21 protein-coding genes are annotated in these 25,230 nt (G+C 71.6%); 9 read left to right on the top strand and 12 right to left on the bottom strand.

Annotated elements, in window-relative coordinates:
• Positions 1-2 precede the first annotated feature (2 nt).
• The 4 genes from ABUW04_RS05675 to ABUW04_RS05660 all read right to left on the bottom strand — a co-directional run bounded on the left by ABUW04_RS05675 (position 3) and on the right by ABUW04_RS05660 (position 9,479).
• Positions 3-1,070: a beta-ketoacyl-ACP synthase III gene (locus ABUW04_RS05675; protein WP_380563294.1), complete on the bottom strand. Its 1,068-nt coding sequence runs from the start codon at positions 1,068-1,070 to the stop codon at positions 3-5.
• A gap of 40 nt (positions 1,071-1,110) precedes the next feature.
• The gene (locus ABUW04_RS05670; protein WP_380563292.1) at positions 1,111-2,271 is read right to left on the bottom strand and encodes an SDR family oxidoreductase; all 1,161 of its coding nucleotides are present in this window, start codon (positions 2,269-2,271) and stop codon (positions 1,111-1,113) included.
• Positions 2,268-8,882 (bottom strand): SDR family NAD(P)-dependent oxidoreductase, encoded by a 6,615-nt coding sequence (locus ABUW04_RS05665; RefSeq protein ID WP_380563290.1) that lies wholly within the window; start codon positions 8,880-8,882, stop codon positions 2,268-2,270. The genes ABUW04_RS05670 and ABUW04_RS05665 overlap by 4 nt, the downstream gene beginning before the upstream one ends.
• A gap of 222 nt (positions 8,883-9,104) precedes the next feature.
• Positions 9,105-9,479, bottom strand: a complete 375-nt coding sequence (locus tag ABUW04_RS05660; protein ID WP_380563288.1) for a MerR family transcriptional regulator — start codon at positions 9,477-9,479, stop codon at positions 9,105-9,107.
• 54 nt (positions 9,480-9,533) lie between these two features.
• Here ABUW04_RS05660 and ABUW04_RS05655 point away from each other — a divergent pair, with 54 nt between their 5' ends.
• Positions 9,534-10,658, top strand: coding sequence for an alkene reductase (locus ABUW04_RS05655; RefSeq protein ID WP_380563286.1), 1,125 nt, complete (start codon positions 9,534-9,536; stop codon positions 10,656-10,658).
• 11 nt (positions 10,659-10,669) lie between these two features.
• Here the strand turns inward: ABUW04_RS05655 and ABUW04_RS05650 are convergent, their stop codons facing one another.
• Positions 10,670-11,791 carry an SRPBCC family protein gene (locus ABUW04_RS05650; RefSeq protein ID WP_380563284.1) on the bottom strand — a complete coding sequence of 374 codons (1,122 nt, stop codon included), beginning with the start codon at positions 11,789-11,791 and terminating at the stop codon, positions 10,670-10,672.
• A gap of 124 nt (positions 11,792-11,915) precedes the next feature.
• Here ABUW04_RS05650 and ABUW04_RS05645 point away from each other — a divergent pair, with 124 nt between their 5' ends.
• Both ABUW04_RS05645 and ABUW04_RS05640 read left to right on the top strand, forming a co-directional pair.
• The gene (locus ABUW04_RS05645; protein WP_380563282.1) at positions 11,916-12,590 is read left to right on the top strand and encodes a TetR/AcrR family transcriptional regulator; all 675 of its coding nucleotides are present in this window, start codon (positions 11,916-11,918) and stop codon (positions 12,588-12,590) included.
• A gap of 2 nt (positions 12,591-12,592) precedes the next feature.
• Positions 12,593-13,354, top strand: a complete 762-nt coding sequence (locus ABUW04_RS05640; protein WP_380563280.1) for an SDR family NAD(P)-dependent oxidoreductase — start codon at positions 12,593-12,595, stop codon at positions 13,352-13,354.
• Positions 13,355-13,377: 23 nt separating this feature from the next.
• Here ABUW04_RS05640 and ABUW04_RS05635 read toward each other — a convergent pair whose 3' ends face one another.
• From ABUW04_RS05635 to ABUW04_RS05620, 4 genes are read right to left on the bottom strand one after another with little or no spacing between them, the layout of a single operon-like run.
• Positions 13,378-14,145: an enoyl-CoA hydratase/isomerase family protein gene (locus ABUW04_RS05635; RefSeq protein WP_380563278.1), complete on the bottom strand. Its 768-nt coding sequence runs from the start codon at positions 14,143-14,145 to the stop codon at positions 13,378-13,380.
• A complete protein-coding gene (locus ABUW04_RS05630; RefSeq protein WP_380563276.1) occupies positions 14,145-15,416 on the bottom strand; it encodes an acetyl-CoA hydrolase/transferase family protein in 1,272 nt (423 codons plus the stop codon). The genes ABUW04_RS05635 and ABUW04_RS05630 overlap by 1 nt, the downstream gene beginning before the upstream one ends.
• Positions 15,413-16,306 (bottom strand): HpcH/HpaI aldolase/citrate lyase family protein, encoded by an 894-nt coding sequence (locus ABUW04_RS05625; RefSeq protein WP_380563274.1) that lies wholly within the window; start codon positions 16,304-16,306, stop codon positions 15,413-15,415. The genes ABUW04_RS05630 and ABUW04_RS05625 overlap by 4 nt, the downstream gene beginning before the upstream one ends.
• Positions 16,303-17,445 carry a CaiB/BaiF CoA transferase family protein gene (locus ABUW04_RS05620; RefSeq protein ID WP_380563272.1) on the bottom strand — a complete coding sequence of 381 codons (1,143 nt, stop codon included), beginning with the start codon at positions 17,443-17,445 and terminating at the stop codon, positions 16,303-16,305. The genes ABUW04_RS05625 and ABUW04_RS05620 overlap by 4 nt, the downstream gene beginning before the upstream one ends.
• A 70-nt stretch (positions 17,446-17,515) precedes the next feature.
• Between ABUW04_RS05620 and ABUW04_RS05615 the strand changes: the two genes are divergently transcribed.
• Genes ABUW04_RS05615 through ABUW04_RS05605 form a run of 3 tightly spaced genes read left to right on the top strand, consistent with a single transcriptional unit; the run spans position 17,516 to position 19,947 of the window.
• Entirely contained in the window at positions 17,516-18,691 is a 1,176-nt protein-coding gene (locus ABUW04_RS05615; RefSeq protein WP_380563270.1) for an acyl-CoA dehydrogenase family protein, read from the top strand.
• The gene (locus ABUW04_RS05610; protein ID WP_380563268.1) at positions 18,681-19,649 is read left to right on the top strand and encodes an acyl-CoA dehydrogenase family protein; all 969 of its coding nucleotides are present in this window, start codon (positions 18,681-18,683) and stop codon (positions 19,647-19,649) included. Before ABUW04_RS05615 ends, ABUW04_RS05610 begins: the two co-directional genes overlap by 11 nt.
• Positions 19,650-19,680: 31 nt before the next feature.
• Entirely contained in the window at positions 19,681-19,947 is a 267-nt protein-coding gene (locus ABUW04_RS05605) for an XRE family transcriptional regulator (RefSeq protein ID WP_380563266.1), read from the top strand.
• Between the two features lie 35 nt (positions 19,948-19,982).
• Here ABUW04_RS05605 and ABUW04_RS05600 read toward each other — a convergent pair whose 3' ends face one another.
• From ABUW04_RS05600 to ABUW04_RS05590, 3 genes are read right to left on the bottom strand one after another with little or no spacing between them, the layout of a single operon-like run.
• Complete coding sequence (locus tag ABUW04_RS05600; protein WP_030253334.1) at positions 19,983-20,303, bottom strand: DUF1330 domain-containing protein; 321 nt, start codon at positions 20,301-20,303, stop codon at positions 19,983-19,985.
• 20 nt (positions 20,304-20,323) lie between these two features.
• Positions 20,324-20,512, bottom strand: a complete 189-nt coding sequence (locus tag ABUW04_RS05595; RefSeq protein ID WP_380563264.1) for a ferredoxin — start codon at positions 20,510-20,512, stop codon at positions 20,324-20,326.
• Positions 20,509-21,810 (bottom strand): cytochrome P450, encoded by a 1,302-nt coding sequence (locus tag ABUW04_RS05590; RefSeq protein WP_380563262.1) that lies wholly within the window; start codon positions 21,808-21,810, stop codon positions 20,509-20,511. The genes ABUW04_RS05595 and ABUW04_RS05590 overlap by 4 nt, the downstream gene beginning before the upstream one ends.
• A gap of 155 nt (positions 21,811-21,965) precedes the next feature.
• Here ABUW04_RS05590 and ABUW04_RS05585 point away from each other — a divergent pair, with 155 nt between their 5' ends.
• From ABUW04_RS05585 to ABUW04_RS05575, 3 genes are read left to right on the top strand one after another with little or no spacing between them, the layout of a single operon-like run.
• The gene (locus ABUW04_RS05585) at positions 21,966-23,462 is read left to right on the top strand and encodes a class I adenylate-forming enzyme family protein (RefSeq protein ID WP_380563260.1); all 1,497 of its coding nucleotides are present in this window, start codon (positions 21,966-21,968) and stop codon (positions 23,460-23,462) included.
• A 35-nt stretch (positions 23,463-23,497) separates the two neighbouring features.
• Positions 23,498-24,307, top strand: a complete 810-nt coding sequence (locus ABUW04_RS05580) for a FadR/GntR family transcriptional regulator (RefSeq protein WP_380563258.1) — start codon at positions 23,498-23,500, stop codon at positions 24,305-24,307.
• Positions 24,308-24,362: 55 nt separating this feature from the next.
• A complete protein-coding gene (locus tag ABUW04_RS05575) occupies positions 24,363-25,139 on the top strand; it encodes an SDR family NAD(P)-dependent oxidoreductase (RefSeq protein ID WP_198037418.1) in 777 nt (258 codons plus the stop codon).
• Positions 25,140-25,230 lie beyond the last annotated feature (91 nt).

Raw genomic sequence — 25,230 nt, 5'->3', positions numbered from 1 at the left:
TCCTACTCGCGCCCGAGGGGGTCTTCCGGAGGGCCGGGGCTCGGCCAGCTGATGGCGGCGGAGCCCCAGGTGAGGCCGCCGCCGAAGGCGGTGATGACGACCTTGTCGCCGGGTCGGAGCAGGCCGCGTTCCCAGGTCCGGGCCAGCAGCAGGGGGATGGAGGCGCCGGCGGTGTTCCCGACCTGCTCGATGTTGGACAGCAGCCGGTCCTCGGGGAGGTCCAGCCGACGGGCGACGGCTGTGGCGATCCGGTGGTTCGCCTGGTGCGGGAGCAGCCGGGCGACGTCGTCCAGGGACCAGCCGGCGCTGTCCAGGACGTTGCGGGTGGACTGGCACATCCGGCGTACCGCGTGCTGGAAGACCTCTCCGCCGACCACATGGACGTGGTCGTCGCGGGGGTCGGACCCGACCGGCGGCCGGGCAGAGCGGGAGCGTTGTCGGGAGCCGCCGTTGGGGACCAGGATCAGGTCCTTGCGCGTGCCGTCACTGCCCAGGTCGAAGGGGCCCACTGCGCCCGGCTCGCCGGCCCGGCCGGCTCGCAGGACCACCGCTCCGGCGCCGTCTCCGAAGAGGATCGCGGTGGTGCGGTCGTTCGGATCGACGAGGGTGGTGTAGGTGTCGGCTCCGATCAGCAGTACCCGGGTTGCGACGCCGGCGCGTACCAGCGACGCGGAGACGGCCAGCCCGTAGACGAATCCGCTGCACACCGCCCCGATGTCGAAGGCGGCGACCGGTCCGAGGCCGAGCCGGGCCGCGACGTCGGGTGCCGTGGCCGGGCTGATGTGGTCGGGGGTGGAGGTCGCGAGGACCACGGCGTCCACGGTGCCGCCTCCGGCCGAGGCCAGTGCCTGGCGACCGGCTTCGACGGCGAGGTCGGAGGTGGCACCGCCGGGTGCGACGCGGTGCCGCTGGGCGATCCCCGTGCGCTGCCTGATCCACTCGTCGGAGGTGTCCAGTCTGGTCGCCAACTCGTGGTTGGTGACCACGGGTTCGGGGAGGTGTCCGCCGAATCCGCACAGGACCGGGCTGGGCCCGCACGGCTCCACGATGCGAGGGGGGCTGGGCTGCACTGACCGTTCCTCTCCTGGTCGTTGTGGTGGGGGAGGGGCCTCAGGTCGCGGGCGGGGGCAGGGCCAGGCCGGTCACCAGGCGGTCGAGGAAGGTGTCGTCGAAGGGGATCGGCTCCATTCCGCAGGCGGCCAGTGTCCGCCAGGTGGCGCTGGAGTCGTAGCCGGGCGGGAGGTGCGAGTCGTCGACGGGGACGAGGTAGCGACCGACCCCGTGCAGTGCGGCCAGTGGGGCCACCCCGGGGTCGTCCGCGTGCTTTGTGACGCGGCGCCACCACTCGTCGGGCTGCACCGTTTCCAGGGCGTGTCCGGCTCGGCGGAGCGCGTCGAACAGTGCGTCCAGGCTGAGGGGTTGGGGGTGCGCGAGGTGGTGGGCGCGAGCCGTCCCGGGGACCGGGGCGTCCTGGTCCAGGAGGCGGACGAAGGCCCGGGCGACCACGTCCACCCGTTCCGCCGGAACACCGGGGCAGCCGGCGGGTGCGGCGCCGAGCGCCGTGGCGGCCCACAGGAGCGGGATGAACAGGTCCGAGGTGAAGGTGCGGCCGGTGCGGGAGTGGCCGGTGACGAAGGCAGGGCGGTGGATCGCGACGGGCAGTCCCAGTTCCGTGGCCGCGCGGGTCCAGGCGACCTCGGCCGCTGCCTTGCTGCGCGGGTAGCCGAGGGGGCCCGAGGTCTGCTCGCTGGCGCGGGTGTGCTCGTCGACCGTGGACAGCCCGAGGCGGCGGGCATCGAGCAGGGCGCCGGCTGTGGACATGTGGTGGACGACGGGTGGCCGACCCGTCAGTTGGATGCGGCGCCGGGCCAGGGCGATCAACTGCTGCACTCCGCCCACGTTGCTGGGGGCGAGAACGTCGTACGGTGCGGTGAGGTCGATGTGGGCGGCGAAGTGCACGATCACTTCCGCGTTCTCGGCGAGTGCGTCGAATTCAGGCCCGCTGAGGCCGAGACGGGGCCGGGTGACATCGGCCGGCAGTGCGGTGAGCCGTGCCCCGGTGTGCGGGGGCGGGTCGTCCAGGCGTGCGAGCCTGCGCACCGCCCGGGTTCGGGCCGCGACCTGGGTGTCGGCCCGCACCAGGCAGTGAACGGTGGCGGCGGTGTGCGTGAGCAGTTCGGCACAGGTGTGGCTGCCGAGGCTGCCGGTCACCCCGGTCAGGAGGACGGATCTGATGCCGTGCGGTCGGCCGGCCCCCGGGGTGCCGGTCATGCCGCCGGGTCCAGGGCAGTTGCAGTTCGGGCGGTGAGCTGCGCGGCCAGGGCGCGCAGCCCGTCCGCCTTGAGGAACTGCGGCACGGTGGCGGCGTATCCGAACTCCCTGCGCAACCTGGCTCCGAGTTCGGCGGCCAGCAGCGAGTCGACGCCGATCTGGTTGAGCGGGGTGTCGGGGTCCACCTCGGACTCGGGCAGGCCGAGGACCCGGGCCAACTGTCCCACCAGCCACGCCTCCAGGACGGCCGGTTCCGGGCCCCGGGGTGTGGCGGCGGCTTCGGGCCGGGGCTCCTCGTCCCTTGGACTCGGTACGGGTACGGGTACGTCGTGCGCCCGTACTGCCCGGGCGGTTCTGGCGTGTCCGGAGAGCAGTTCGCGCAGCAGCGGCGCCTCCGCATCCCGGGGGGAGGAGGCCACGTAGGCGTCCCAGTCCGCCGGGAAGTGCAGCAGGGGGCCGTCGGTGGCGTTCAGCATGCGGTCGAACAGGGCGGGGGCATCGGCGGGGCGCAGCGGCCGGAAGCTCTCCGGGCGCACGTCGTGGCCGGAGCGTTCGCTGAGCCGGTGGGCCATGCCGGTCTCGGACCAGTAGCCCCAGTTGACGACGGTGGCAGGCAGTCCGGCGCCGTTCCGGTGGGCGGCGAGGGCGTCCAGGAAGGCGTTCCCCGCGGCGTAGGCGCCGAGTCGGCTGCCGAGGCCGAGGCCGCTGAGCAGTGACATGGCGGACGAGAACAGGATGAAGAAGTCGAGGTCCCGGGCGCGGTCGGGGTCGGCGAACAGCCGGTGCAGGACCCATCCGCCGGCCACCTTCGGAGCCATGGCGCGGGCGAGGTCCTGTTCGGTCATGGTGAGCAGCGATGCCGGCTCCAGGACGAGCGCGGAGTGCACGACGCCCGCGATCGGCGGGGCGCCGCGCTCGGTCCGACGGTCCATCAGTTCGGTCATGGCCCGTTCGTCGGCGACGTCGACGGTCGCGTACTCCACCTGGGCGCCGGCCTGCCGCAGCCGGTCGAGGACCGCCTGCCGTTCGCTGCCGGGCCGGGCCGGGGTGCGGCCGGTGAGCAGCAGGTGGCGGGCGCCGCGGGCGATGAGCCAGCCGGCGACCAGCGCGCCGACGCCGGACAGGCCGCCGACGACCAGATAGCCGGCGTCGGAGCGGATGCCTGCGGGGCGCACCGGTGCCGCGAGGGGTGTGCCGGTGCTGTCCGCGGTGTCGGCAGTGTCCGCAGTGTCCGCGGATCGGGGAAGGGCGAGGACGAGCTTGCCCACATGCCCGGACCTGGCCATGAGCTCCATGGCCTGGGCGACGTCCTGCGCCGGGAACACCTGGACCCGTGGCGGTCCCAGCTCCCCGCGGTCCAGCAGGTCGACCACCTCGCGCAGCACGTTGCCCAGGTAGCCGGGGCTCTGCGCATGGGCGGCGTCGATGTTCACCTGGTGGTAGGAGCGGCAGGGAGCGAAGACGTCCATCGGCAGCGGACGGCCCTTGAGCACGTCGGTCACTGCGACGTCGACGTAGCGCCCGAATGCCGACAGGAGACGGAAGTTCGCCTCGACGGCCGCTCCGGCCAGGGTGTTCACGATGACGTCCACGCCTTCTCCGCCGGGCCCGCGGAGTTCTTCGGCGAAGGCGGTGGTACGTGAGTCGGCGACCTTCGTGGCGCCGAGCTTGAGCAGCAGATCCCGCTTGGCCTCGGTGCCTGCGGTGGCGTACACCGTGGCACCGCGCCACAGGGCGATCTCCAGGGCGGCGAGGCCGAAGCCGCCTGAAGCGGTGTGGATGAGTACGGTCTCGCCCGCCTCGATCCGGGCGGCGTGGACCAGCGCCAGGTACGCGGTGGCGTAGCCGGCACCGACGGCGGCGGCCTCGGCGCGGCTGAGCCCGGCGGGCCGGGGCACCACACAGCTCGCGGCGGTGACCACGGTCGAGCGCATGGCCGGCCGCGCGAAGGCGAGCACCTCGTCGCCCGGTGCCAGGCCGTGCACTTCCGATCCGACCCGGGTGATGGTGCCCGCGCAGTCTCCCAGCAGCGCCATGTCCTCCGCATCTGCAGCTGCCGGGTCCGCCTCCGGCGGGTCCAGCGCGCCCATCGTTCCGAGCACGTCGTGGAAGTTCAGGCTGGCGTGGCTCACCGCGATCTCCACCTCACCGGGGCCCGGCGCGGGCAGTGGCGGCACCGGTGCGAGCCGGGCCGAGCCGATGACGTCCCTGGCGATCACGGCGAACTGTGCCCTCAGGGGCGGCGTGGGCGCGGCGGGGACGGTGAGCCGGGGCGCGTAGCGGCGCCCCGCACGCAGGGCGATCCGGTCCTCCGGCCCCGGGGCCGGCAGCAGCGCGGACAGGTCCGCGGCCTGCGCGGCATCCGGGGCAGTGGAGTCCAGGTCCACCAGTACCAGCGGACAGCTTGCGACCTCCCGCCGCAGTGCGGGGGCCAACCCCCACAGGGCGGCCTGCCAGGGCGCGGGGACCGGCTCCGCCGCGTGCACCGCCTGGGCGCCCCGGGTCAGGGCGAACATCTTGGGTGTCACCGGAAGCTGCACGGCCTTCAGCGCCCGGGCCAGTGGCAGCAGCGCGGCGCAGGCATCGGCGGCGACCCACTGGATCTCGCGCGATGAGGCCCGGGTGTCGGTGCTGCTGCCAAGGGCTCCCAGGTGCACGATCCCTGCGAGCGGCGCGGTGCGCGAAGCCTCCTTCAGGACGCGGGTCAGCTGGTCCCCGTCGTTCAGGTCCGCGCGGAAACGACCTGGCCGCTCCAAGGCGTAGCCGGTGGCGGTGCGAACCGTGGACACGGTGGCACCGGCCTCGGACAGCCTGCGTTCCAGCGCGCGGTCCAGTGCCGTGCCGCCGTGCACGAGCAGCCAGTGCCCGGGAGCCGCCGGGCCCGGGACCGGCGGAACCCCGGCTTCCAGCTCCCGCCACACCAGGCTCAGCCCACGGTCGGCAGCTGCCCTGGGTTCGACTGCCGGGACGGCAGGCTCCAGGCGTGCCGCGCGTACCCCGTCCACCTCGGCGACGACCACGAGCTCGCCGCCCTCCGAACTGCGGGCCAGCAGGACGACGTCCGCGCACAGCGGGCCGTCGTGACGGTCCGTGGGGTCGGCGGACCGTGCCCAGGCCCAGAGTTCGCCCTGGGGTACCGGGCGCAGCAGGTGCAGGCGGTCGACACCGAGCAGCACGAAGCCGCGACCTGGCCGACCGTCGGACCGGTCGGCGGCGGCCGTCGCGGCCGCCAGTTGGAAACAGCCGTCCAGGGTGGCGGGGTGGATGGCGAAGCCGTCCGCCGCGGGGGAGGCGTGCAGCCGGGCCAGCACCTCACCGTCGCCGCGCCACAGTTCGGCCAGGCAGCGGAAGGCGCCTTGCCAGTCGTTGCCCGCCCGGCTGTGTTCGCGGTAGAAGGCAGAGCCCGCCTGCCAGTCGGGGCAGCGGTCCTGTACCTCCTGCAGTGACTTCGGAGCGGCGGTTCCGGGAGCGGAGGCCGGTGCCAGGTGCAGGTCGGCTGCGACGGTCCAGCCGCTCGCTCCGCCCGCCCGGCTCTCGATCTCCAGCCGGTCACCCGCTACCGCGGGCCGGGCCCGGAGCTGGAGATCCCAGGGGCCGTCGTCGTCGAGGACCAGCAGCTCCCGCAACTGCACATCGTGCAGGGCCCGACCTCCGGCGGTGGCGAGCGCGAGTTCGAGGAAGGCGGCTGCCGGAACCACGGGGCGGTCGGCGACCCGGTGGTCGAGCAGGAATCCGTAGCGTTCCTCGTCCAGCGGGACGGTCCGGACATCGGAGCCGGCGGTCACGTTCATGGCAGGTTCCTCCGTGGCGCTGGCGGCCTTCCGAGCAGCCTCGGGTTCGAGGGTTCGTGGTGCATCGGCGGGTGTCTCGCCCACCGGTGGCCACGGGTAGTCGGCGGCCTGGTGCCAGTGGTGGGACCGTTGCCACGGGTAGTGCGGCAGCGCGGGGCGCGGGCCGAGAGCCGCTCCGGTCACCCGCCCCCAGTCCGGGTCGTACCCGGCGGCGTACAGACTGCCCAACGACCGGTACAGATGCGTGAGTTCATCGCGGTCACGGCGCAGCGACCCCAGGACCAGGCGTCCCTCGGCCCGCAGGGCCTGGGCGAGCACCGGGTGCGCGGACACCTGCAGGAAGACCGTCCGGTCCGCCTGCTCGCCCCCGCCGAGGCAGGCCACTGCGGCCGACAGCCGCACGGGTTCACGCAGATTGCGCCACCAGTAGTCCCGGTCGAGGTCGGTGCCGGGCAGCGCTGTTGCGGTGACCGTGGAGACGAACGGGACCCGGGTCTCCGTAGGAGCCAGGTCGGCCAGCTCCTTCATGAGCGGCTTGCGCACCGGGTCGACGCTGGCGCTGTGGGCTGCGTACCCGACCGGAACCCGCAGACAGGAGATCCCCAGCCGCTCGCAGCCCGCCACGATCCGCTCGATCTGCGCCGGCCCGCCCGCCAGCACGCACGATCCGTCGCTCTCCTCGACTGCGACCTGCGCCCGGGCCCCCAGTTTCTCCAGCAGCCACGGCACGTCGGTGTGCGGCCGGGCGAGCCAGCACAGGGCGCCGGGCCGGGCCAGACCGTCGACGAGCCGGGCGCGTACGCAGCTGATCCGGCCCGACTGCTCCAGGGTCAGGGCCCCGGCGGCGTAGGCGGCGCACAGCTCGCCCTGACTCTGACCGAGTACCGCGTCGGGCTCGACGCCCCAGGAGCGCCACAACTCGGTGAGCGAGACACCCATCGCCCACAGAGCGGGCTGGACCTTCGTGGTCCGTGTCAGCCAACTGCCGTCCTCGTCGCGCAACGCGTCGAGCAGCGACCAGCCGCCGTGCTCACGGATGACCTGATGGCACGCCTCCAGGGTCTCGCCGAACACGGCCTCCTGCCCGAGGAGTCGGCGTCCCATGCCGGGCCACTGAGTGCCCTGGCCGGGAAAGACGAATGCGATGCGCGGCGCGGACCGGCTGCCGCCGGGTGGTGAGCAGAACGAACCCGGTGCCTCCTCCGCACTGTTGTCCTCGCCTTGCGCGTACCGGCGCAGGGCGGTGGCCAGACCGGTCGTCGAGGAGGCCGTCACGGCGAGCCGGTGCCGCCCGTGGTCGCGCCCGGTCGCAGCGGCAGCGCACACTTCGGCAGTCCCGGGTGCGTCGGACCCTTCGAGCGCCTGCGCGTAGCGCGCGGCCAGGTCGGTGACGGCCTGCTGCGAGCGGGCCGCCAGTGGCAGGAGGAACGGGCCCTGCTCCCGGTCGACCGTCGGTCCGTCCGGTGCGGGAGGGGCTTCGGCCAGCACCAGGTGGACGGTGGTGCCGGACACTCCGAAGCTGCTCACCCCCGCCAGGAGCGGCCGTTCCGTCCGGGCCGGGAGGGGCGTCGGGGAGGTGGGGATCAGCAGCGGACCGGAGGCCCAGTCGATCTCCGGATTCGGCTGGTCCAACCGCAGGACCCCGGGGAACATGCGCCGCTCCAGGCAGAGGACGGCCTTGATCAGGCCGACCACCCCGGCAGCGGCCTCGGCATGACCGACCCAGGTCTTCGCCGATCCGACCAGGCACCGCTCACGCTCACCTCGGCCCGGCCCCAACACCTTTTCCAGAGCCAGCAGTTCGATCGGATCGCCGACCAGGGTCCCGGTTCCGTGCGCCTCCACGAATGCCACGTCGGCGGGAGTGACTCCGGCCGCCCGGTAGGCGTTGCGCAGCATCGCCTCCTGGCTGTCCACGGTGGGGGTCGCCATGCCGGCCGCGCTGCTCAGCCCGCCGCTGCCCACCGCGCCGCCCAGGATCACCGCCCGCACCCGATCGCCGTCGGCCACGGCCCGGGCCAGTGGTTTCAGGAGTACGACGCCCACTGCTTCGGACCGGACGAATCCGTCGGCGTCCGCGTCACCGAACTTGCACCGCCCGTCCGGGCTCAGCGCGCCGGAGCGGCCGAAGGCGACCGAAGTGAACGGGGAGAGCAGAAGGTTGCTTCCGCCGGCGAAGGCACTGTCGCACTCGCCCAGACGCAGCGACTGGCAGGCGAGATGGATCGCGGCAAGCGAGGAGGCACAGGCCGCGTCCACGACCAGTGACGGTCCGCGCAGGTCGAAGGCGTAGCTGATCCTGCCGTGCGCCGCATAGTGCGCGGTGCCCAGTTCGGCGTGCAGGTCGAGGCTCTCCAGGTCCCGCTCCTGACGGAGCCGGTACTCGTTGTCGCTGGTGCTGACGAACACTCCGGTGCTGCTGCCCGCGAGCGTGCCCATCGGTACACCGGCGTCCTCTGCGGCCTCGTACGCGACCTCCAGGAGCAGCCGCTGCTGCGGGTCCATGCGCTGGGCCTCGCGTGGCGAGATGCCGAAGAACCGCGCGTCGAACAGGTCGATCCGGTCGAGGAACCCGCCCCGTCGGGTGGGGACCCTTCCCGGCGTCTGCGGCACCGGGTGGTGCAGTTCGCGCAGCCAGGGCCGGTCGGACGGCGCCTCGGTCACCGCGTCCCGGCCCTCGACGAGCAACTGCCAGAACCCGCTCACACCGAGGGCACCCGGGAATCGGCCACTCATGCCGATGACGGCGACGGCGGTGGCGGGGTAGTCGGTGCGGGGATGATGGAGAGGGGAGTCGGCAGTAGGGCGGGGGCTGTCCACGATGGGACTCCACTTCGTCGTACACCGGCGGAACCGGCCCAGTGCTGTGCAGGAGTGCCTGAGCCACCTCGACGTCCGTGCGTCCAGCTGAGGCGTTCCCGATCAGGCTGCCGCCCCAGGTCCTGACCTAGGCTCAGTTCACGCCGACACAACCCGTGTTCACTCCCGCGCGACCCCTGAGCACTCAGATACTGCCGCGGGGTTCTCCGTGAAACGCTGCGGTCAGCGCGAAGCTTCCAGGCCGGTCATCGCCGTGTCGATGACGTCACTCAGGACCTCTCGGGAGCGGATCAGGTCACCGATCATCCGGTCGATGCGGTCGCGCTCTGCGGCGAGCTCGTCCACCAGCTGAGCTGTGGCGATCTCGCTGGGGCCACCGTCGGCGTCGCGCATGCACGGAAGCAGGTGAGCGATCTTCTTGCTGTTCAGCCCTGCGGCGTACAGGGCTTGGATGCGGATGACCCGGTCCACGGCCCACTCGCCGAAGTCCCGCTGACCACCCGGAGTGCGTTCCGCGCGCAGCAGTCCCTGGGTCTCGTAGTAGCGCAGTGACCGCTCGCTGACTCCGCTGCGCCGGGCCAGTTCACCGATCCGCATCGCTCACCTCTCGGGCTTGAACTTCACACCTGTGTCAGGTTCTACCGTACCGGCATGACAAACACACCAGCGGAATCCCGACTCTTCGAGCCCACCTCCCTGGGCGCCCTGTACCTGCCCAACCGGCTGGTGATGGCGCCGATGACCCGCAACAGGGCCGACGTCGACGGCGTCCCGCAAGCGGTCATGGCAACCTACTACGCCCAGCGGGCCTCCGCAGGCCTGATCATCGCCGAGGCCTCCACGCCGAACGCGATCGGGCAGACCTACCCCAACATCACCGCGATCTACAACCAGGCTCATGTCGCCGGATGGCGGCGCGTCACCGACACGGTGTCTGCCGCGGGAGGCCGGATGTTCCTGCAGCTGCAACACGGTGGCCGGGTCGGCCACCCCGACACCAGCGGCCTGACGCCGGTCGCGCCCTCGCCCGTCCCATTGCCGGAAACCATCTTCACCCCGGCAGGACACCAGAACGCGGTCGTCCCGCGGGAGATGACGATCGACGAGATCCGCACCACCGTGGCCGACTTCGCCGCCGCCGCCCGTTACGCCGTCGACGCGGGCTTTGCCGGCGTCGAGGTGCACGCCGCCAACGGCTACCTCCTGCACCAGTTCCTGGCGCAGGGCACCAACCACCGCACCGACGCCTACGGCGGCTCCGCTGCCGACCGCATCCGGTTCCCGGTCGAGGTCGTCCAGGCCGTAGCCGACGCGATCGGCCCGGAGCGCGTCGGCGTGCGGATCGCGCCCGGGATCACCGTCAACGGCATCCAGGAAGGCGACACCGAGGAGATCTACCCCGCGCTCATTGCTGCCCTGACCGACGCTGGACTCGCTTACCTGCACGTGGTCTTCGCCGATCCGGACCTGCCCCTCTTCCAGGAGATCCGAAAGACCTGGTCGGGCACACTGATCGCCAACCCGGTCCTCGGCTGGGGCCAGCCCCTGCCCGCTGACGGCGGAAGGAGCGAAGGCGAGCGACTCCTCGCCGCAGGAGCCGACCTGATCTCCCTGGGCCGCTCCTTCCTTGCCAACCCCGACCTGGTGGAACGACTGCGCATCGGTGCGCCTGTCAACCAGGTCAGGGACGAAGGCCTGATGTACTCGGGCGGCGAGACCGGCTACACCGACTATCCGGCGCTGGCCCCAACTGAACACGCGGCACGGACGGCGTGAGCGGTCCTGCCTCAGGCGGGCGTGGCCGGCTGCCGGTCCGCGGAGGCGGCCACGTACCGGGCGGCGGTGCGGTGCAGGTGGCGGAGGAGGATCTCCTGGTCGTTGAGGGGGAAGTGGGTGACCACGCGTGACTGGAGCATGGTCTGGGTGGCTTCGAGGGTGTTGCAGTCCTGGAGGGCGAACTCCTTGAAGGTGACCGCGGCCAGCTCCTGGCGCACGCGGTCGCGGGCGGTGCGGGCCGGGACGAAGTAGAGGGTGCCCTCGAAGGTGTGGCGGTTGTAGGCGGTCGGCCAGTAGTGGTAGGTGAGGTACCAGCCGGGGGCCCAGACCACCATCATGAAGTTGGGGAAGAAGACGAACGAGTCGATGCCCCAGGCCTTGTGGCCGGAGGGGTTCAGCCCCGGCGGCAGCGGGTCGAGGCCGGGGATGTCGGGGCGGTCCCAGGGGCCGAAGTTGCCGCTGCGCAGGACCCGTTCGATGGGCTTGACCATGTTCAGGTCCTTCGGCGGTGCCATGCCGCCCCAGGACGACACCATGCCGTGCGGGCCGTCGAGTTGGTAGTGGAGGGCCTCGAATCCGTAGCTGGAGAGCTTGCGTGACTCATTGCCCACGTACTGCTTCGCGTGCAGCACGGGCGCGTGGTAGAACTCCGCGAAGGCGTCCATGTACAGCTTCCAGTTGCTGCCGATGTCGGCCCGGTACCGGAAGACCTCCGTCATCCGGTCGAACGGATAGCCCTCCAGGCCGGCGGCGAGCGTGCCGAGGTACGTGGCCAGGGGTTCGGCGTCGTCGTCGAGGTTGACGAAGACGAAGCCCTCCCAGACCTCGCAGCGGATCGGGACGGGGCCGGTCGGGCCGCCCCCGCGGAACGCGCGAAGTGTGCCGTCCGCCGCGTCGCGGAGGAGCTCCGCCGAGGTGCCGACGGCAGCGATCTCCTTGGTGAAGTGGCCGCCGCCCGGCTCCGGTACCTGCTCGACGCGGCCGACGTTCAGCCAGGTCCGCTCGAAGACCGCCTTGCGTTCGAGTTCGTAGTACTCGGGCGAGATGGAGTCCTCGTAGGACATCGGGGCTGTGCCGAGCTCGGGGTAGTGCTCGGTCCAGCTGCCCTCGGCAGGCTTCGCGAAATGAGGCATCGTCAAATCCCTTCTCCACCCGCTCTGATGGCTCATCAAAAACCATACGATGGCGTCTGGTTACGGTCAATCGGTCTGACCTGCTGTCTTGACCGGAACCAGACGGGACCGTACATTTTTGGGAATGGAGTCCAAGGCGGGCAGTGAGCGTTCCCGGGCCGGGCGACCGACGTCGGTGGAGGCCGCCCAACTGACCGAGCGGCTCCGACGGGCCGCCGTCGACACCTTCCTGCAGTACGGGTACGACGGCACCACCATGGAGGCGGTGGCGCAGGCCGCAGGCGTCACCAAGAGCACCCTGTACGGCCGTTACGCCGACAAGCGGACGCTCTTCCTGGCGGTGAGCGCCTGGGCGCTGACCCGCCAGGAGCGCGACGAGCGGGTGCTGGAGCCGTTGCCCGAGGACCTCGCCGGCAGCCTGACCGTGATCGCGCGGTCGATCCTGGCGCGCTCGGTCGACCCCGACATCGTGCGGCTGAGCCGGATGGCGATCGCCGAGTCGGAGCGCTTCCCCGAGTTCGCGGCGAGCTCACAGGCCGTCACCTGGTCCCCGCGGATCCAGGTGATCATGGATCTGCTGGACCGTCATGAGCGTGCAGGGGCAGTGGTCGTCGGCGACGTCGAGATGGCGGCCGAGCAGTTCTTCGCCATGGTCGGCGCCATGCCGGCCTGGCTGGCGGCCTACGGCATCTACCGCACGCCCGAGGTCGAGGAACAGCACATCCAGCATGCCGTCGGACTGTTCCTGAACGGCGTGCTGGCCCGGAAGGACTCGGACCGACGTCCGGAGAAGGGGTGAAGATGGCCGGGACACTGGTCGGCAGGGTCGCCGTGGTCACGGGCGGAGCATCGGGAATCGGGCGGGCCTGTGCGCAGCGCCTGGCCCGTGACGGTGCCGACGTGGCGGTACTGGACCTCGACGCGGACGCCGCCGAGGGTGTGGCCGCGGAGATCGTGGCCGAGGGCGGCTCGGCACTGGCCCTCGGCGTCGACGTGGCGGACCGTCAGAGCATCGACCGCGCGGTCAAGGAGGTGCACGAGCGGTTCGGCCCGGTCGCCGTGCTGGTGAACTCGGCGGGCAAGGAGGGCGCCAAGCGCTTCCTCGACATCACCGAGGAGGCCTGGAACAACCTGCTGGCGGTCAATCTGACCGGCACCTTCCACTGCTGCCAGGCGGTGGTGCCGGACATGGTCGAGGCGGGCTGGGGCCGGATCGTCAACATCTCCTCGTCCAGCGCGCACAGCGGCCAGCCGTTCATGACCCACTACGTCGCCTCCAAGGCGGGCGTCATCGGCTTCACCAAGGCCCTCGCGCTCGAACTCGGCCCGTCCGGCATCACCGTCAACACCATCCCGCCCGGCTTCGTCGACACACCGATGCTGCGCCGCAACGAGAAGCTGGGCCGTTTCGTCCAGAGCATGGACCACCACATCGCGCAGACCCCGGTGCGGCGGCCCGGCCGCCCCGAGGACATCGCCGCCGCCTGCGCCTTCCTCGCCTCGGAGGAGGCCGGCTACATCACCGGACAGGTCTTCGGAGTCAATGGCGGCCGCAACACCTGACGTATCGCCGAGTCGAGGGGCCGTCAGCGGCCCTTCCACTGCGGGGGGCGCTTCTCGGCGAAGGCCCTGGGACCCTCCTGGGCGTCCTCGCTGTTGTAGCAGAGCTCGGAGGCGTGCCTGGCCGCCTTCAGGGCCGCCGAGCGGCCCATCTCGGTGGCGAGCATCACCGTCTCCCGGGCGGCGCGCACCGACAGCGGTGCGCCCGCCAGGATGTCGCGAGCGAGGTCGAGGGCGGTGTCCATAAGTGTCTCCGGATCGGAGACACGATTGACCAGACCGATCTCGTAGGCCCGCTGGGCGGTGATCGGCCTACCGGTGAGCAGGATCTCCATCATGATCCGCTGCGGGATCATATGGATCAGCGGCGAGGCCCACGGTGAGCTCCGGCCGACCTTGACCTCGGAGACGGCGAAGGTCGCACTGGTGCTGGCCACGCACAGGTCGCAGGCCTGGGCCAGCATCCAGCCGCCGGCGAACGCGGCGCCGTTGACGGCCGCGATGGTGGGCTTGGACAACTCGACGGTGTCGTAGGGGAGCGGGAACATGTCGCGGGGCGGCTCGCGCAGTCCGGTCTCCACCATCTCCTTGAGATCCCCGCCGGCGCAGAACGCCCGGTCCCCCGCTCCGGTGAGGACGGCGACGCGCAGCCGGTCGTCGCGCTCGAAGCGGTCCCAGGCGGCGAACAGGCCCTCGCGGACGTCCCGGGCCAGGCAGTTGCGGGTCTCCGGCCGGTTCAGGGTGATGACGGCGATGCCGTCGTCACGGGCATCGAAGAGTACGGCGTCGCTCATCAGAAACCCCTCTGCTGAATGGTGTGGGCCTCGCGCGCCAACTCCTCCTGGAAGGCGGGGTGGGCGATGGAGATCAGCCGGCGGGTGCGCTCGGCCAGGGTCCGGCCCTTGAGCTCGGCCGAGCCGAACTCGGTGACGATGACGTCGACGTCACTGCGTGCGGTGGTGACCGGCCCCGACAGTCGGGCGGTGATCCGGCTGATCGTGCCGCCCTTGGCGGTGGCGGGCAGGGCGATGACGGCGTGCCCGCCCGGCGAGCGGGCGCCGGCGCGGACGAAGTCCACCTGGCCGCCGGTGCCGCCGAGGTAGGCCGAACCGCTCTGCTCGGCGTTCACCTGGCCGGTCAGGTCCACCTCCAGCGCCGAGTTGACGGTGACCAGGCGGTCCAGCTGCGCGAGCACAGCCGCGTCGTGGGTGTAGCCGGTGGTGCACATGCGCAGCTGCGGATTGCGGTGGGCGAAGTCGTACAGCCGCCTGGTGCCGATCAGGGCGCCGCTGATCGCGATCCCGGTGTCGATGCGTTTGCGGGCGTTGGTGACCACCCCGGCCCGGACCAGATCGACCAGGGCGTCGCCGACCATGCCCGAGTGCACGCCGAGGTCCCTGCGGTCGTGCAGGAGCCGGAGGACGGCGTCCGGCACCGCGCCGATCCCGGTCTGCAGGACCGAGCCGTCCTCGATGTAGGCCGCAACGTGCTTGGCTATCGCCTCGTCGGTCGCGCCGATCCTCGCGGGCGTCACCTCGGTCGGCGGGCGGGAGACCAGCACGGCGCAGTCGATCCTGGCCGCAGGCAGCAGTTCTCCGTAGGTGAAGGGCACTTGGTCGTTCACCTCGGCGACCACGACACGTGCCTTGGCGACGGCCGCCTGCACATGGTCGCTGGTGAGGCCGAAGCTGTGGTCGCCGTCCGCATTGGCCGGGCTGACCTGCACGAACGCCGCATCGCAGCCGAGCGTCCCGGCTTCGATCATCGGTCCGATCTGACTCACATGACAGGGGATCACCCCGAGCCGGTGCTCCTTGGCCAGTGCGCGCAACGCGCCGATCGCGCCCATGCTGTACACGCTGATGCCGTCCATGGCCGACGGGGTGAGCAGTCCGGAGAAGCTGGTGGCGATGAAGGCGGCGAGTCCGCCGATGTCGCGGCCCTGCTCGCTCAACGCCTGGACCAGCGTGGTCGGTTCACCGCAGGCCTGACCCATGACGATGCGGTCGCCGGGACGCAGGAACTCGCCGAGATCCAGGTCGCGGGCATCGGCGACGACCCTCATCCGCGTCCCGCCGATGCCAACAGCGCCTGGGCCCGGGCCAGATGGGGACGGTCGAGCATGGCGCCCCGGTGCCCGATAGCCCCGACGCCGGGATGGGCGGCGAAGAGATCGACGATCTCCTGGGCCGCGGCCAGTTCCTCCTCGTCGGGGGTGAAGGCCGCGTTGATCACGTCGACCTGGGCGGGGTGGATGGCCAGCATGCCGCGGAAGCCGTCGCGGCGTACCTTCTCGGCGCGCCGGCGCAGTCCCTCCAGATCCCGGAAGTCGCCTTGGATGGTGTCCACGGCCGCCACCCCGGCCGCTGCCGCACCCAACAGGCAGAGGGTTCGGGCCAGTTCGTAGGTGAAGCCGTAGCTGCCGTCGGCATTGCGGTTCTCGGCGGCACCCACGGCGTCGGCGAGGTCCTCCGCGCCCCAGGTCATGGCGACCACCCGGGGTGCACCCCGGTAGCTGCCGGTGGTGAACATGGCTTCGGCAGTCTCGGTGACCAGGACGACGACCTTGGTCGATCCCTGCTCGATGCCGGCGGAGACCTCCAGCGCGGAGAGGTAGTGGTCCAGGAGTTCGACGTCGGTGCGACCGCGTGACTTGGGGAGCATGATGCCCCCGGGGCGTGCCGGGATCACCGCTGCCAGGTCCGCCAGTGTGTGCGGGCCGTCCAGGGGATTGACCCGCACCCACAGCCGGCTTCGGTCGGCTGGCGGCTGCCCCGCGAGGAAGGCCGCGATCATCGCCCGGGCCTTGGGCTTCCCGTCCTCGGTCACCGCGTCCTCCAGGTCGAGGACGACGATGTCCGCCGTGCCTGCGGCGGCCTTCTCCATCTTCCGCTCGCTGTCGCCGGGGGCGAACAGCCAGGAGCGCGCACTGAAGGGCGCATTGGTGCTGGTCATCGTTGCTCCATCTCCGCCGCGATCTCCTCGGTGTGGGCGCCCAGTCCGGGTGCGGGGCCGGCGACCCGTCCGGGGGTGCGTGAGAACCAGGTCGGGATACCGGGGAAGCGCACCGGTCCGTTCGGGCTGTCGACCGTCTCGAAGAATCCGACGTCGTTCAGGTGCGGATTGTCGAACAGTTCGTCAAGTGTGCGGACCGGGGCGGCGGGTATGTCCAACGACCGCAGCAGGTCCAGCCAGTCCTTGGTCGTACGCTCCAGGAAGGTCTCCGCCAGCAGGGCGTAGACGGTGTCGATCCGGCGGGCCCGCAGTTCGAGGGTGGCGAAGTGCTCGCCGGCCCAGGCCGGTCGGACGGCGTCGACGAACGCGGTCCACTGCTTGTCGTTGTAGACCAGCGCGGCGACCAGACCGTCCTTGGTCCGGTAGGGCCTGCGGTTGGGCGCCACCGCGCGGGGGTAGACCGCGGGGCCCAGGGGCGGGCTGAACATCGCGCCGTTGGCGTGTTCGACCAGCATGAACGAGGCCATCGTCTCGAACATGGCGACCTCGACCTCCTGCCCCTCGCCGGTCCGCTCGCGGTGGAAGAGCGCCATCGCGGTGGCGTACACGGCCGTCAGTCCGGCCACCTTGTCCGCCATGATGGTGCCGACATAGCCGGGCTCACCGGTCAACTGCCGCTGTACGGAAGGCAGTCCGCACTCCGCCTGGATGGTGTCGTCGTAGGCGGTGAGGTCGGCGTCCCGGCCCCGGCGGCCGTAGCCGTAGCAGTTGGTGTAGACGACCGACGGGTTGACGGCGGCCACTTCGTCGTAGGCGAAGCCGAGTTCGGCGATCGCCCGGGCGCGCATGGAGTGGATGAAGACGTCGCAGCCCCTGATGAGTCCCCGCAGTGTCTCCTTGCCATCCTCGGAGCGCAGATCCAGGACGGCACTGCGCTTGCCCCGGTTCACATTGACGAAGACACCGCTCATGCCCGGTTCCGGCCCCACCGAGATGTGACGGGTGTTGTCGCCGGCCGGGGGCTCGATCTTGATCACGTCCGCCCCCATGTCGGCCAGGATCTGGGTGCAGTACGGACCCATGACCATGGCCGTCAGATCGACGACGCGCACCCCGGTGAGCGGACCTGTGTGTTCCATGCGGCTGGGCCTCTTGCTATCCTCTATATCTTAGTAATCTTTAGGATGACTATGCGAGGGGCGTGCGCCGATGTCAACGGCCCAGGCAGGTCCGGAAGTTGATCTCGATCTCGGTCCCGGGGCGGCCGCGCTCCGTATCCGCCTGCGTGCCCTGCTCGCCCAGGAGCTGCCCCCCGACTGGGTCGCGCCGTTCTCCCTCGCGCCGGACGTCCGGGCCGTCGTCGCCCGGGTCTGCCGGCGCCTCGCGGACGAGGGCCTGCTCACGCTGAGCTGGCCGGTCGAGTACGGCGGCGGGGGAGCGGACCTGTGGCAGCAGACCGTGCTGCGCGAGGAGATGTGGGCCCACTTCGAGCCGCGCGGTCCGCAGTACATGGGACTCAACTGGGTCGGCCCGGTGCTGATGGAGGTCGGCACCGCCGAGCAGCGCGCCAGGCACCTGCCCGGGATCTCCTCGGGCACGGCCGTCTGGTGCCAGGGGTTCAGCGAACCGGAGGCGGGCACCGACCTCGGCTCGCTGAAGCTCGCCGCACGCCGCGACGGCGAGGCGTGGGTGCTCGACGGCCAGAAGATCTGGACCTCCTACGCCGGCCTGGCGCAGTGGTGCTTTCTGGCCGCCAGGACGTCGCGGACGGAGAACAAGCACGACGGCATCACCATCTTCCTGGTGCCGATGGACAGTCCGGGGATCACCGTGGTCCCGATCGACTCGATGATGGGCGAACAGCACCTCAACGAGGTCTTCTTCGACTCCGTGCGGGTGGGCGACGAGGCGGTGCTCGGCGAGGTCGGGCGGGGCTGGGACGTGATGGGCCTGGTGCTCAAACACGAACGCATCGGCATCCCGAGATACGCGCGCGACGACCGGGTGCTCTGCGAACTGGCCGGCCATCAAGGGCTCGACGAAGCGACGGCCGCCGCCGAATACGTCCGCGCGCTGGTTCACACCCGGGTGGCCCGACTGCTCAGCTATCGCGCCGTCGCCCTCAGCGAGGCCGGCCGGCTGACCCAGCAGGTGGCCTCGCTGGCCCGGCTGGCCTCGATCCAACTGGACCAGGAGGTGGCCGAGTTGGCGGCCGACGTTTGCGGGGCCGAGGGGCTGACGCCCGATCCGGGACGGGGACTGCTCGGCCAGGTCGAGGACGTGCTGCGCTACTCGCGGTCGGCGACCATCGCGTCCGGAACGATCGAGGTGCAGCGCCTGGTGGTCGCTCGCGCCGCGCTGGAGGGGGCGGACCGTGCGTCGTGAGTGGCCGAAGAGCGCCAGGGCCTATGCGGAGACCGTGTCCGACGTGCTCGGCTCCCTGGGCGGGGTCGAGGCGGCCCGACGGGCCGAGGCCGAACCCACCTACCGGGTGGAGACGGTCCGCCCTCGGCTGGACGCTATCGGTGCGCTCGCGCTCGACCCCTGGGGGGACGAGGAGGAGTCGGCGGCCGCTGCCCTGGCCGTGCGCGAGGTCGGCCGGGTGGTCCTGCCCTGGCCGCTGGTGCACGTCCTGGCCGTGCCGCCGTCCGCCCGCGCGGACTGCGGCGGGGTCCACCTGGTGCTGGGGGAGTGCACCGCGCTGGACCATGCCGATGTGCTGCCGGACGCGATCGCCGTGGACCTGCGCGAACAGCGGGTGTTCTCGGTCACCGTGGAGCGGCGCAGGCAGGCCCCGCTCGACCCGTTCGGGTGCGAGGTACGCCTCGTCGACAGCGGGCTGGGCCCGTTGGCGACCGACGCGTCCGCAATGCACCTGCTGCTCGACGCGTTCTGGGTCGGCGGCGCCCTGGCCGGGGCCGCCGACCTGGCGCTGCGTCATGCCCGGGAGCGGCGCCAGTTCGGCGTGCCCATCGGACGGTTCGGCGAGATCCGCTGGCGGATCGCCGACCTGGTCCTGGCCCGGGACAGCCTGGACGAGCTGGCCCGCTACACCTGGTGGCTGCTGCGGGTCGGCCGCGCCGGCCCCGCCGACCTGCTGGCGCTGCGGCTGCAGATGCTGGAGTCGGCCCGGACCGTCCTCGCCAACGCCCACCAGATCCTCGGCGCGATGGGACTGTGCGAGGAACACGACCTCGCCGTCATCGACCGCCACCTGCAACCCACGCTGCGTCGACCGGTCGGACAACTCGGAACCACGACCCTGCTCGCCGACCGGATCCGACGCGACGGCTTCGACGCTCTGTTCCCGGTACCGCCGAGCCCGATCCGGCCGAGATGCTGACGGAGCGTTCGTGATGCGGAATGCTGGGGCCATGAGCGAAGACTCCGAGCGGCTGGCGAAAGCTCTTATCGAGCTCCGGGAGGCCGAGGGCCTCTCGGTGACGGAGCTCGCACTCCGCACCACGTTGAGCGTGGCGACCATCAAGGTCCACGAGAGTGACCTCGGACGCCTTCCCACCCCCTTTGCGGCCCGCCGTTTCGAGGAAGTCCTTGACTGGGCACCGGGCAGCATCCCAACCCTGCCGCAGGAGCCGACGGATCCCGAGCCTCCGCCGGACTCCGGCGCTGTCACGGGATAGACCACCGCGCCATCCCGGAAGACGGTCTTCCGAGGTCAGTCGCGCCGGGGCGGGCGTGGGGGCATCTCGAAGCCGGTGACGATGACGGCGTTGGTGTCGGCTGCGGCCTGCCGCAGTGGTCTGGCCTTCGCGTACTCGGGCGACTCGTACCAGGCGCGGGCCGCCTCCACCGAGTCGAATTCGAGGACGACCGTCCGGTCGCCGTGCCAGCTGCCTTCGAGCAGCTGGGGCTGTCCGTCGGCGGCCAGGACGGATGCGCCGCCGCTGGCCATGGAGGGTCCGGCGGCCCGTGCGTAGGCGTCGATGCCGGCCTGGTCCCTGACCGCTTCGGTCAGGATGACGTAACCCTTGGGCATGGATCTCCTCGGACGTGGTGTCAGTTCACGGTGATGGCGTGCTCGGGGCAGGTGCCCACGGCGCTGCGGACCGCCGCCTCGTGCTCGGCCGGGACCTCCGACGGCTGCACCACGGCGTAGCCGTCGTCGGAGAGGTCGAAGACCTCGGGGCAGATCGTCCAGCAGACCCCGTGGCCCCGGCAGCGGTCCTCGTCGACGGTGACCTTCATCGGGCGCTCTCCTCGGCGGGCGTGAAGTCCAGATTCAGATGGGTCAGGCCGCGGAGGATGAAGGTCGGGATGTACTGGTAGCGGCGGGCGTCGGCCGGGCCGTGCACCCGCTCCGAGATGCGGATGTCGGCGGTGCGGTCGAGCAGTCGCTCGATGCCCACCCGGCCCTCGGCCCGGGCCAGCGGCGCGCCGGGGCAGGCGTGGATTCCGCGTCCGAACGCCAGGTGCTGACGGGCGTTGGGGCGGGCGGGGTCGAAGGTGCCCGGGTCCTCGAAGCGGCGCGGATCGCGGTTCGCGGCACCGTTGACCACCATCAGCGTGGTGCCGGCCGGGACGTCGACGCCGCCCACCGTGGTCGGCACCCGGGACAGCCGGAAGTCGCCCTTGATCGGGCTCTCCATCCGCAGGGTCTCCTCGACGAAGTTGGGGATGCGGGTGCGGTCGTCGCGCAGCAGCCGCTGCAGGTCCGGGTCCTCGGCGATCAGCTTGAACGCGGAGCTGAGCAGCCGGACGGTGGTCTCCTGGCCCGCCGAGAAGAGGTTGGCGGCGACCCGCACCACGTCCCCGACCTCGGGCATCGAACCGTCGGGGAAGGTCGCGGTGGCCAGGCCGGTGAGCACGTCGCCGCGCGGCTCGCGGCGGCGGTCCTCGATGTAGGCGGCGAACCGCTCGTAGAGGAACTCCATCGGGGAGTGGGCCAGGGTGTCGTCGCCGGTGCTGCCGAGGCCGCCGGCCGACTGCGGTCGTTGCTGCATCCGCTCCAGGAACTCACCCAGGTCCTCCTCGGGCACGCCGAGCAGGTCGGCGATGACGAGCAGGGTGAAGGGGCCGGCGAAGCCGCTGATGAACTCGCCCTGGCCGTCGGCCAGGAAGCCGTCCAGTACGCGGTCGGCCAGCCGTCCCATGGCCTCCTCGTTCTCCTTGAGGCGCTTGGGTGTGATCAGCCGCATCAGCAGTGCGCGGTGGTCGGTGTGGGTGGGCGGGTCCATCGTGGGGAGCTGGTCGCTCATCGGGAGTTCGTCGCGGTGCTGCTCGATCAGCTCGGTCAGGTCGTCGCCCACGAGCGGGACCGGGAACCCGGGGAAGGGGCCGGTCACCGCGATGCAGGAGGAGAAGGTCTTGGCGTCGTGGAACACCTCGACGGCCTCGTCGTAGCCGGTGACCATCAGCACGTCGTGATGGGGTTCGCGCCGTACCGGGCACTGCTGGCGCAGGGCGTCCAGATAGGGGTACGGGTCCGCGACGAGCGCGTCGTCGCGGAAGTAGTCCATCGCCTCGAAGTCGTCCACTGTCGGCACACCTCTCCGTCACTGCCTTGCCGGAGCCTGTGAGAAGTTTATTCTCATATGCGAGGATCACATTTTCATGGCATGGCTGCGACGTCAACGGTCGGTGCGCGCACACTGCGGGCTATGCCTTTAATCCTTACAAGGATAGTGATATCAAGGATGCCATGAGCAGCGTCGCCCTCCCGGGCTCGATCGCGCAGGTGCTGGACGCCCAACTCGCCTCGCGCCCGGGCGCGGAGGCGGTCGAGGCGGCCTCCGGTGTCTGGTCCTACGCCGAGCTCGACGACCGGGCACGCCGGGCGGCCGGAGCGCTGTGGTCACTCGGCGTACGCCCCGGCGACCGGGTCGCGGCCTGCCTGCCCAACGATCTGGACATCGTTGCGGCCTTCCACGGCGCCCAGCGGATCGGCGCCGTCTGGGCGGGGATCGGTGAGGCGCTGTCGGCCGCGGAACAGCAGGAGCTGCGCGACGTCTGCGACCCCGCTGTGGTGCTGGCCGGCGCCCGCTATCGGCTCAGCTCCGCGGAGCGGGTCGAGCCCGATCGCTGGACGGAACTGACGGCCCGTGACGAACGGGCCCCCCGCGTCGACCTGGACCTGGACGGGCCGGCCGGGATCGCCTTCACCAGTGGGACCTCGGGCCGCCCCAAGGCGATCGTGCACAGCCAGCGCAACCTGCTGCTGCCCGGCGCCGTCCTGGTCGCCTCCCGGGGCTGGGGACCCGAGCTGCGCAAGGGCGACAGCTTCCCGCTGACCATTCTCAACCTCATGGTGCTGTCCACCCTGCTCACCGCGCAGGCCGGCGGATGTGCGGTGGTGATGGACCGGCGCGATGCCGAGGGGGTCGCCCAGTGGATCTCCTCGCGCCGGGTCACGGTGTGGAACGGTGCGCCCGCACAGCTCTACGACCTGGCCGGACGGCCGGACTTCGACCTCGGCCCGCTGCAGGAGGTGTGGAGCGGCGGCAGTGACACCCCGGACTCGCTGCGCCAGGCCTTCGCCGCCGCGCACGGCCTGGTGCCCCGGGTCACCTACGGACTGACCGAGGCGCCGACGGTGGTGTCCATCGACCCGCCGGGCGACGCCTGGCGCCCGGGTACCAGTGGGCAGGTGCTGCCGCACTACGACGTCGCCGCCTACGACGACGAGGGGCGCCGCCTCCCGGCCGGCGAGCTCGGCGAGCTGCGGCTGAGTGGGGCCGCAACCGGTTCGTGGGCGGGCAGTTGGCGGCCGATGCTCGGCGTCCGGGAGGACGGCGCCATCCGTCCGCCGGAACCGGGGCCGGTCAGCACCGGCGACATCGGCACCGTCGACGCCGACGGCTGGCTGACCGTGCTGGACCGCAAGAAGCTGGTCATCATCCGGGGAGGGGCCAATGTCTACCCGCTGGAGGTGGAACGGGTCATCGCGTCGCACCCGGACGTCGCCGTGGTCGCCGTGTACGCGGTGCCCGACGAGCGTCTGGGGCAGCGGGTGGCCGCCGTGGTCCAGAGCGCCGGCCCGCCGCTGGACTTCGAGGCCCTGAGCGAACTGTGCCGGCGCCAACTCGCCCCCTACAAGGTCCCGGAGACCTGGTCCCAGGTCGACGTCCTGCCGGTGAACGCGATGGGCAAGGTGCAGCGTGCCCGGCTGCCCGAGCTGCTCGCCGAACGCCTCGCCTGAGGGGGTGACGGACCATCACTGCTAACCTTGTAATCATGGAACGAACAGGGTCCGAGCACGTCAAGATCGGGCAGATGCGGATGGCGGAGCAGGTCGCCGCGGCGCTGCGCGACCGGATCCTGGCAGGCGGCATCGTCGACGGCTCGACGCTGCCCAAGCAGGAGGAGCTGGTCGCTGAGTTCGGCGTCAGCCATCCCTCGGTGCGCGAGGCGCTGCGGATCCTGGAGACCGAGGGCTTCATCACCGTGCTGCGCGGCAACCGCGGCGGCGCCACCGTGCACGCTCCCGACATCGGGACCGCCGGCTACGCCCTGGGCCTGACGCTGCAGGCGATGCAGGTCGGGGTGCCGGACCTCGGCGCCGCGTTGGCCACCCTGGAACCGCTGTGCGCGGCGCACTGCGCCCAGCGCTCGGACCGCGACCGCAAGCGGGTGCTGGTGCCGCGGCTGCGCGAGCTGCTGGCCGAGAGCGAGGGTTGCATCGAGGACGGTGCGGCGTTCACCCGGGCCTCGCGCGCCTTCCACGACACCGTGGTCGGATTCGATCCCAATGTCACGCTGCGCGTGGTGGTGAAGAGCCTGACCTCGCTCTGGTCGGTCCAGGAGGAGGCCTGGGCGGACGCCCAGGTGTCGCGCGGCTCCTACCCCTCGCGCGCCGACCGCGCCGTCGCCCAGCGGGCGCACCAACGCCTGGTCGAGAGCATCGAGCAGGGCGACGCCGACGAAGCCGCGAGGATCGCGGGCGAGCATCTGACGGCGACCCAGCGCTGGGTGTGCCGCACCCTCAAGGACCGGGTGATCGACGCCGCCTCCGCCCGGAGCCGGATGCGCTTCCGCCGCGGCTGACGGACCGTGCTGACGGACTGTACGACAGGAACCCTGCGGAGTCGGAGAGGCCCACGTGTCGGACCCGGATGCAGCAGCACTACGGATGTTCGGCCTCGACGGCCGGGTCGCGATCGTGACCGGTGCCTCCTCCGGGCTGGGGGCCTCGGTCGCCCGGGCCCTGGCCGCGTTCGGCGCCCGGGTCGCCGTGGTGGCGCGCCGTCAGGACCGGCTGGACGGGCTCGCCGAGGAGATCGGCGGGCTCGCCGTCGCCTGCGACCTGTCGGATTCCGATCGGATCGGCTCGGTCGTCCCCGCCGTGGTCGAGGGGCTGGGACCGCCGGAGATCCTGGTCAACGCCGCTGGCACGATGGTCAACAGCGAGCGCGCGGAGTCCGAGCCGCTGGAGGGCGTGCGCCGGACCCTGGACCTGAACCTGCTGGCTCCGCTGCTGCTCGCGCAGGCGGCCTTCCCGCACATGTGCGCCGTCGGCCGGGGGAGCGTCGTCAATGTCTCGTCCATCAGCGGCCGGGTCGGCATCCCCGGGATACCGCAGGCCTCCTACGCGGCGAGCAAGGCTGGCCTGTCCGGGCTGACCGCGGAGCTGGCGGTGCAGTGGGCGCGGCACTCGATCCGGGTGAACACGGTGGCCCCCGGCTTCTTCCGCAGCGAGATCACCGGCCCGCTGTACGCGAGCGAACGCGCCACCGAGTACCTGCGCCGCAACACCCCGCTGCCGCGGGAGGGCAGCCCCGACGACATCGTCGGCGCGGTGCTCTGGCTGGCCGGCGACGCCGGGAGCTATGTCACCGGTCAGACGGTCGTGGTCGACGGCGGCTGGACCGCGCGCTGATCCCCGACTGCGGACCGTAGCTGGCTTGTCGCGCAGTTCCCCGCGCCCCTAGGGGGCTGCAACTGGCTCAGTTGCACATGCTAGGGGCGCG

The organism is Streptacidiphilus jeojiensis (genome assembly GCF_042510965.1).
Lineage (GTDB): Bacteria > Actinomycetota > Actinomycetes > Streptomycetales > Streptomycetaceae > Streptacidiphilus > Streptacidiphilus jeojiensis.
This window is presented reverse-complemented; position numbering and strand designations above follow the sequence as displayed.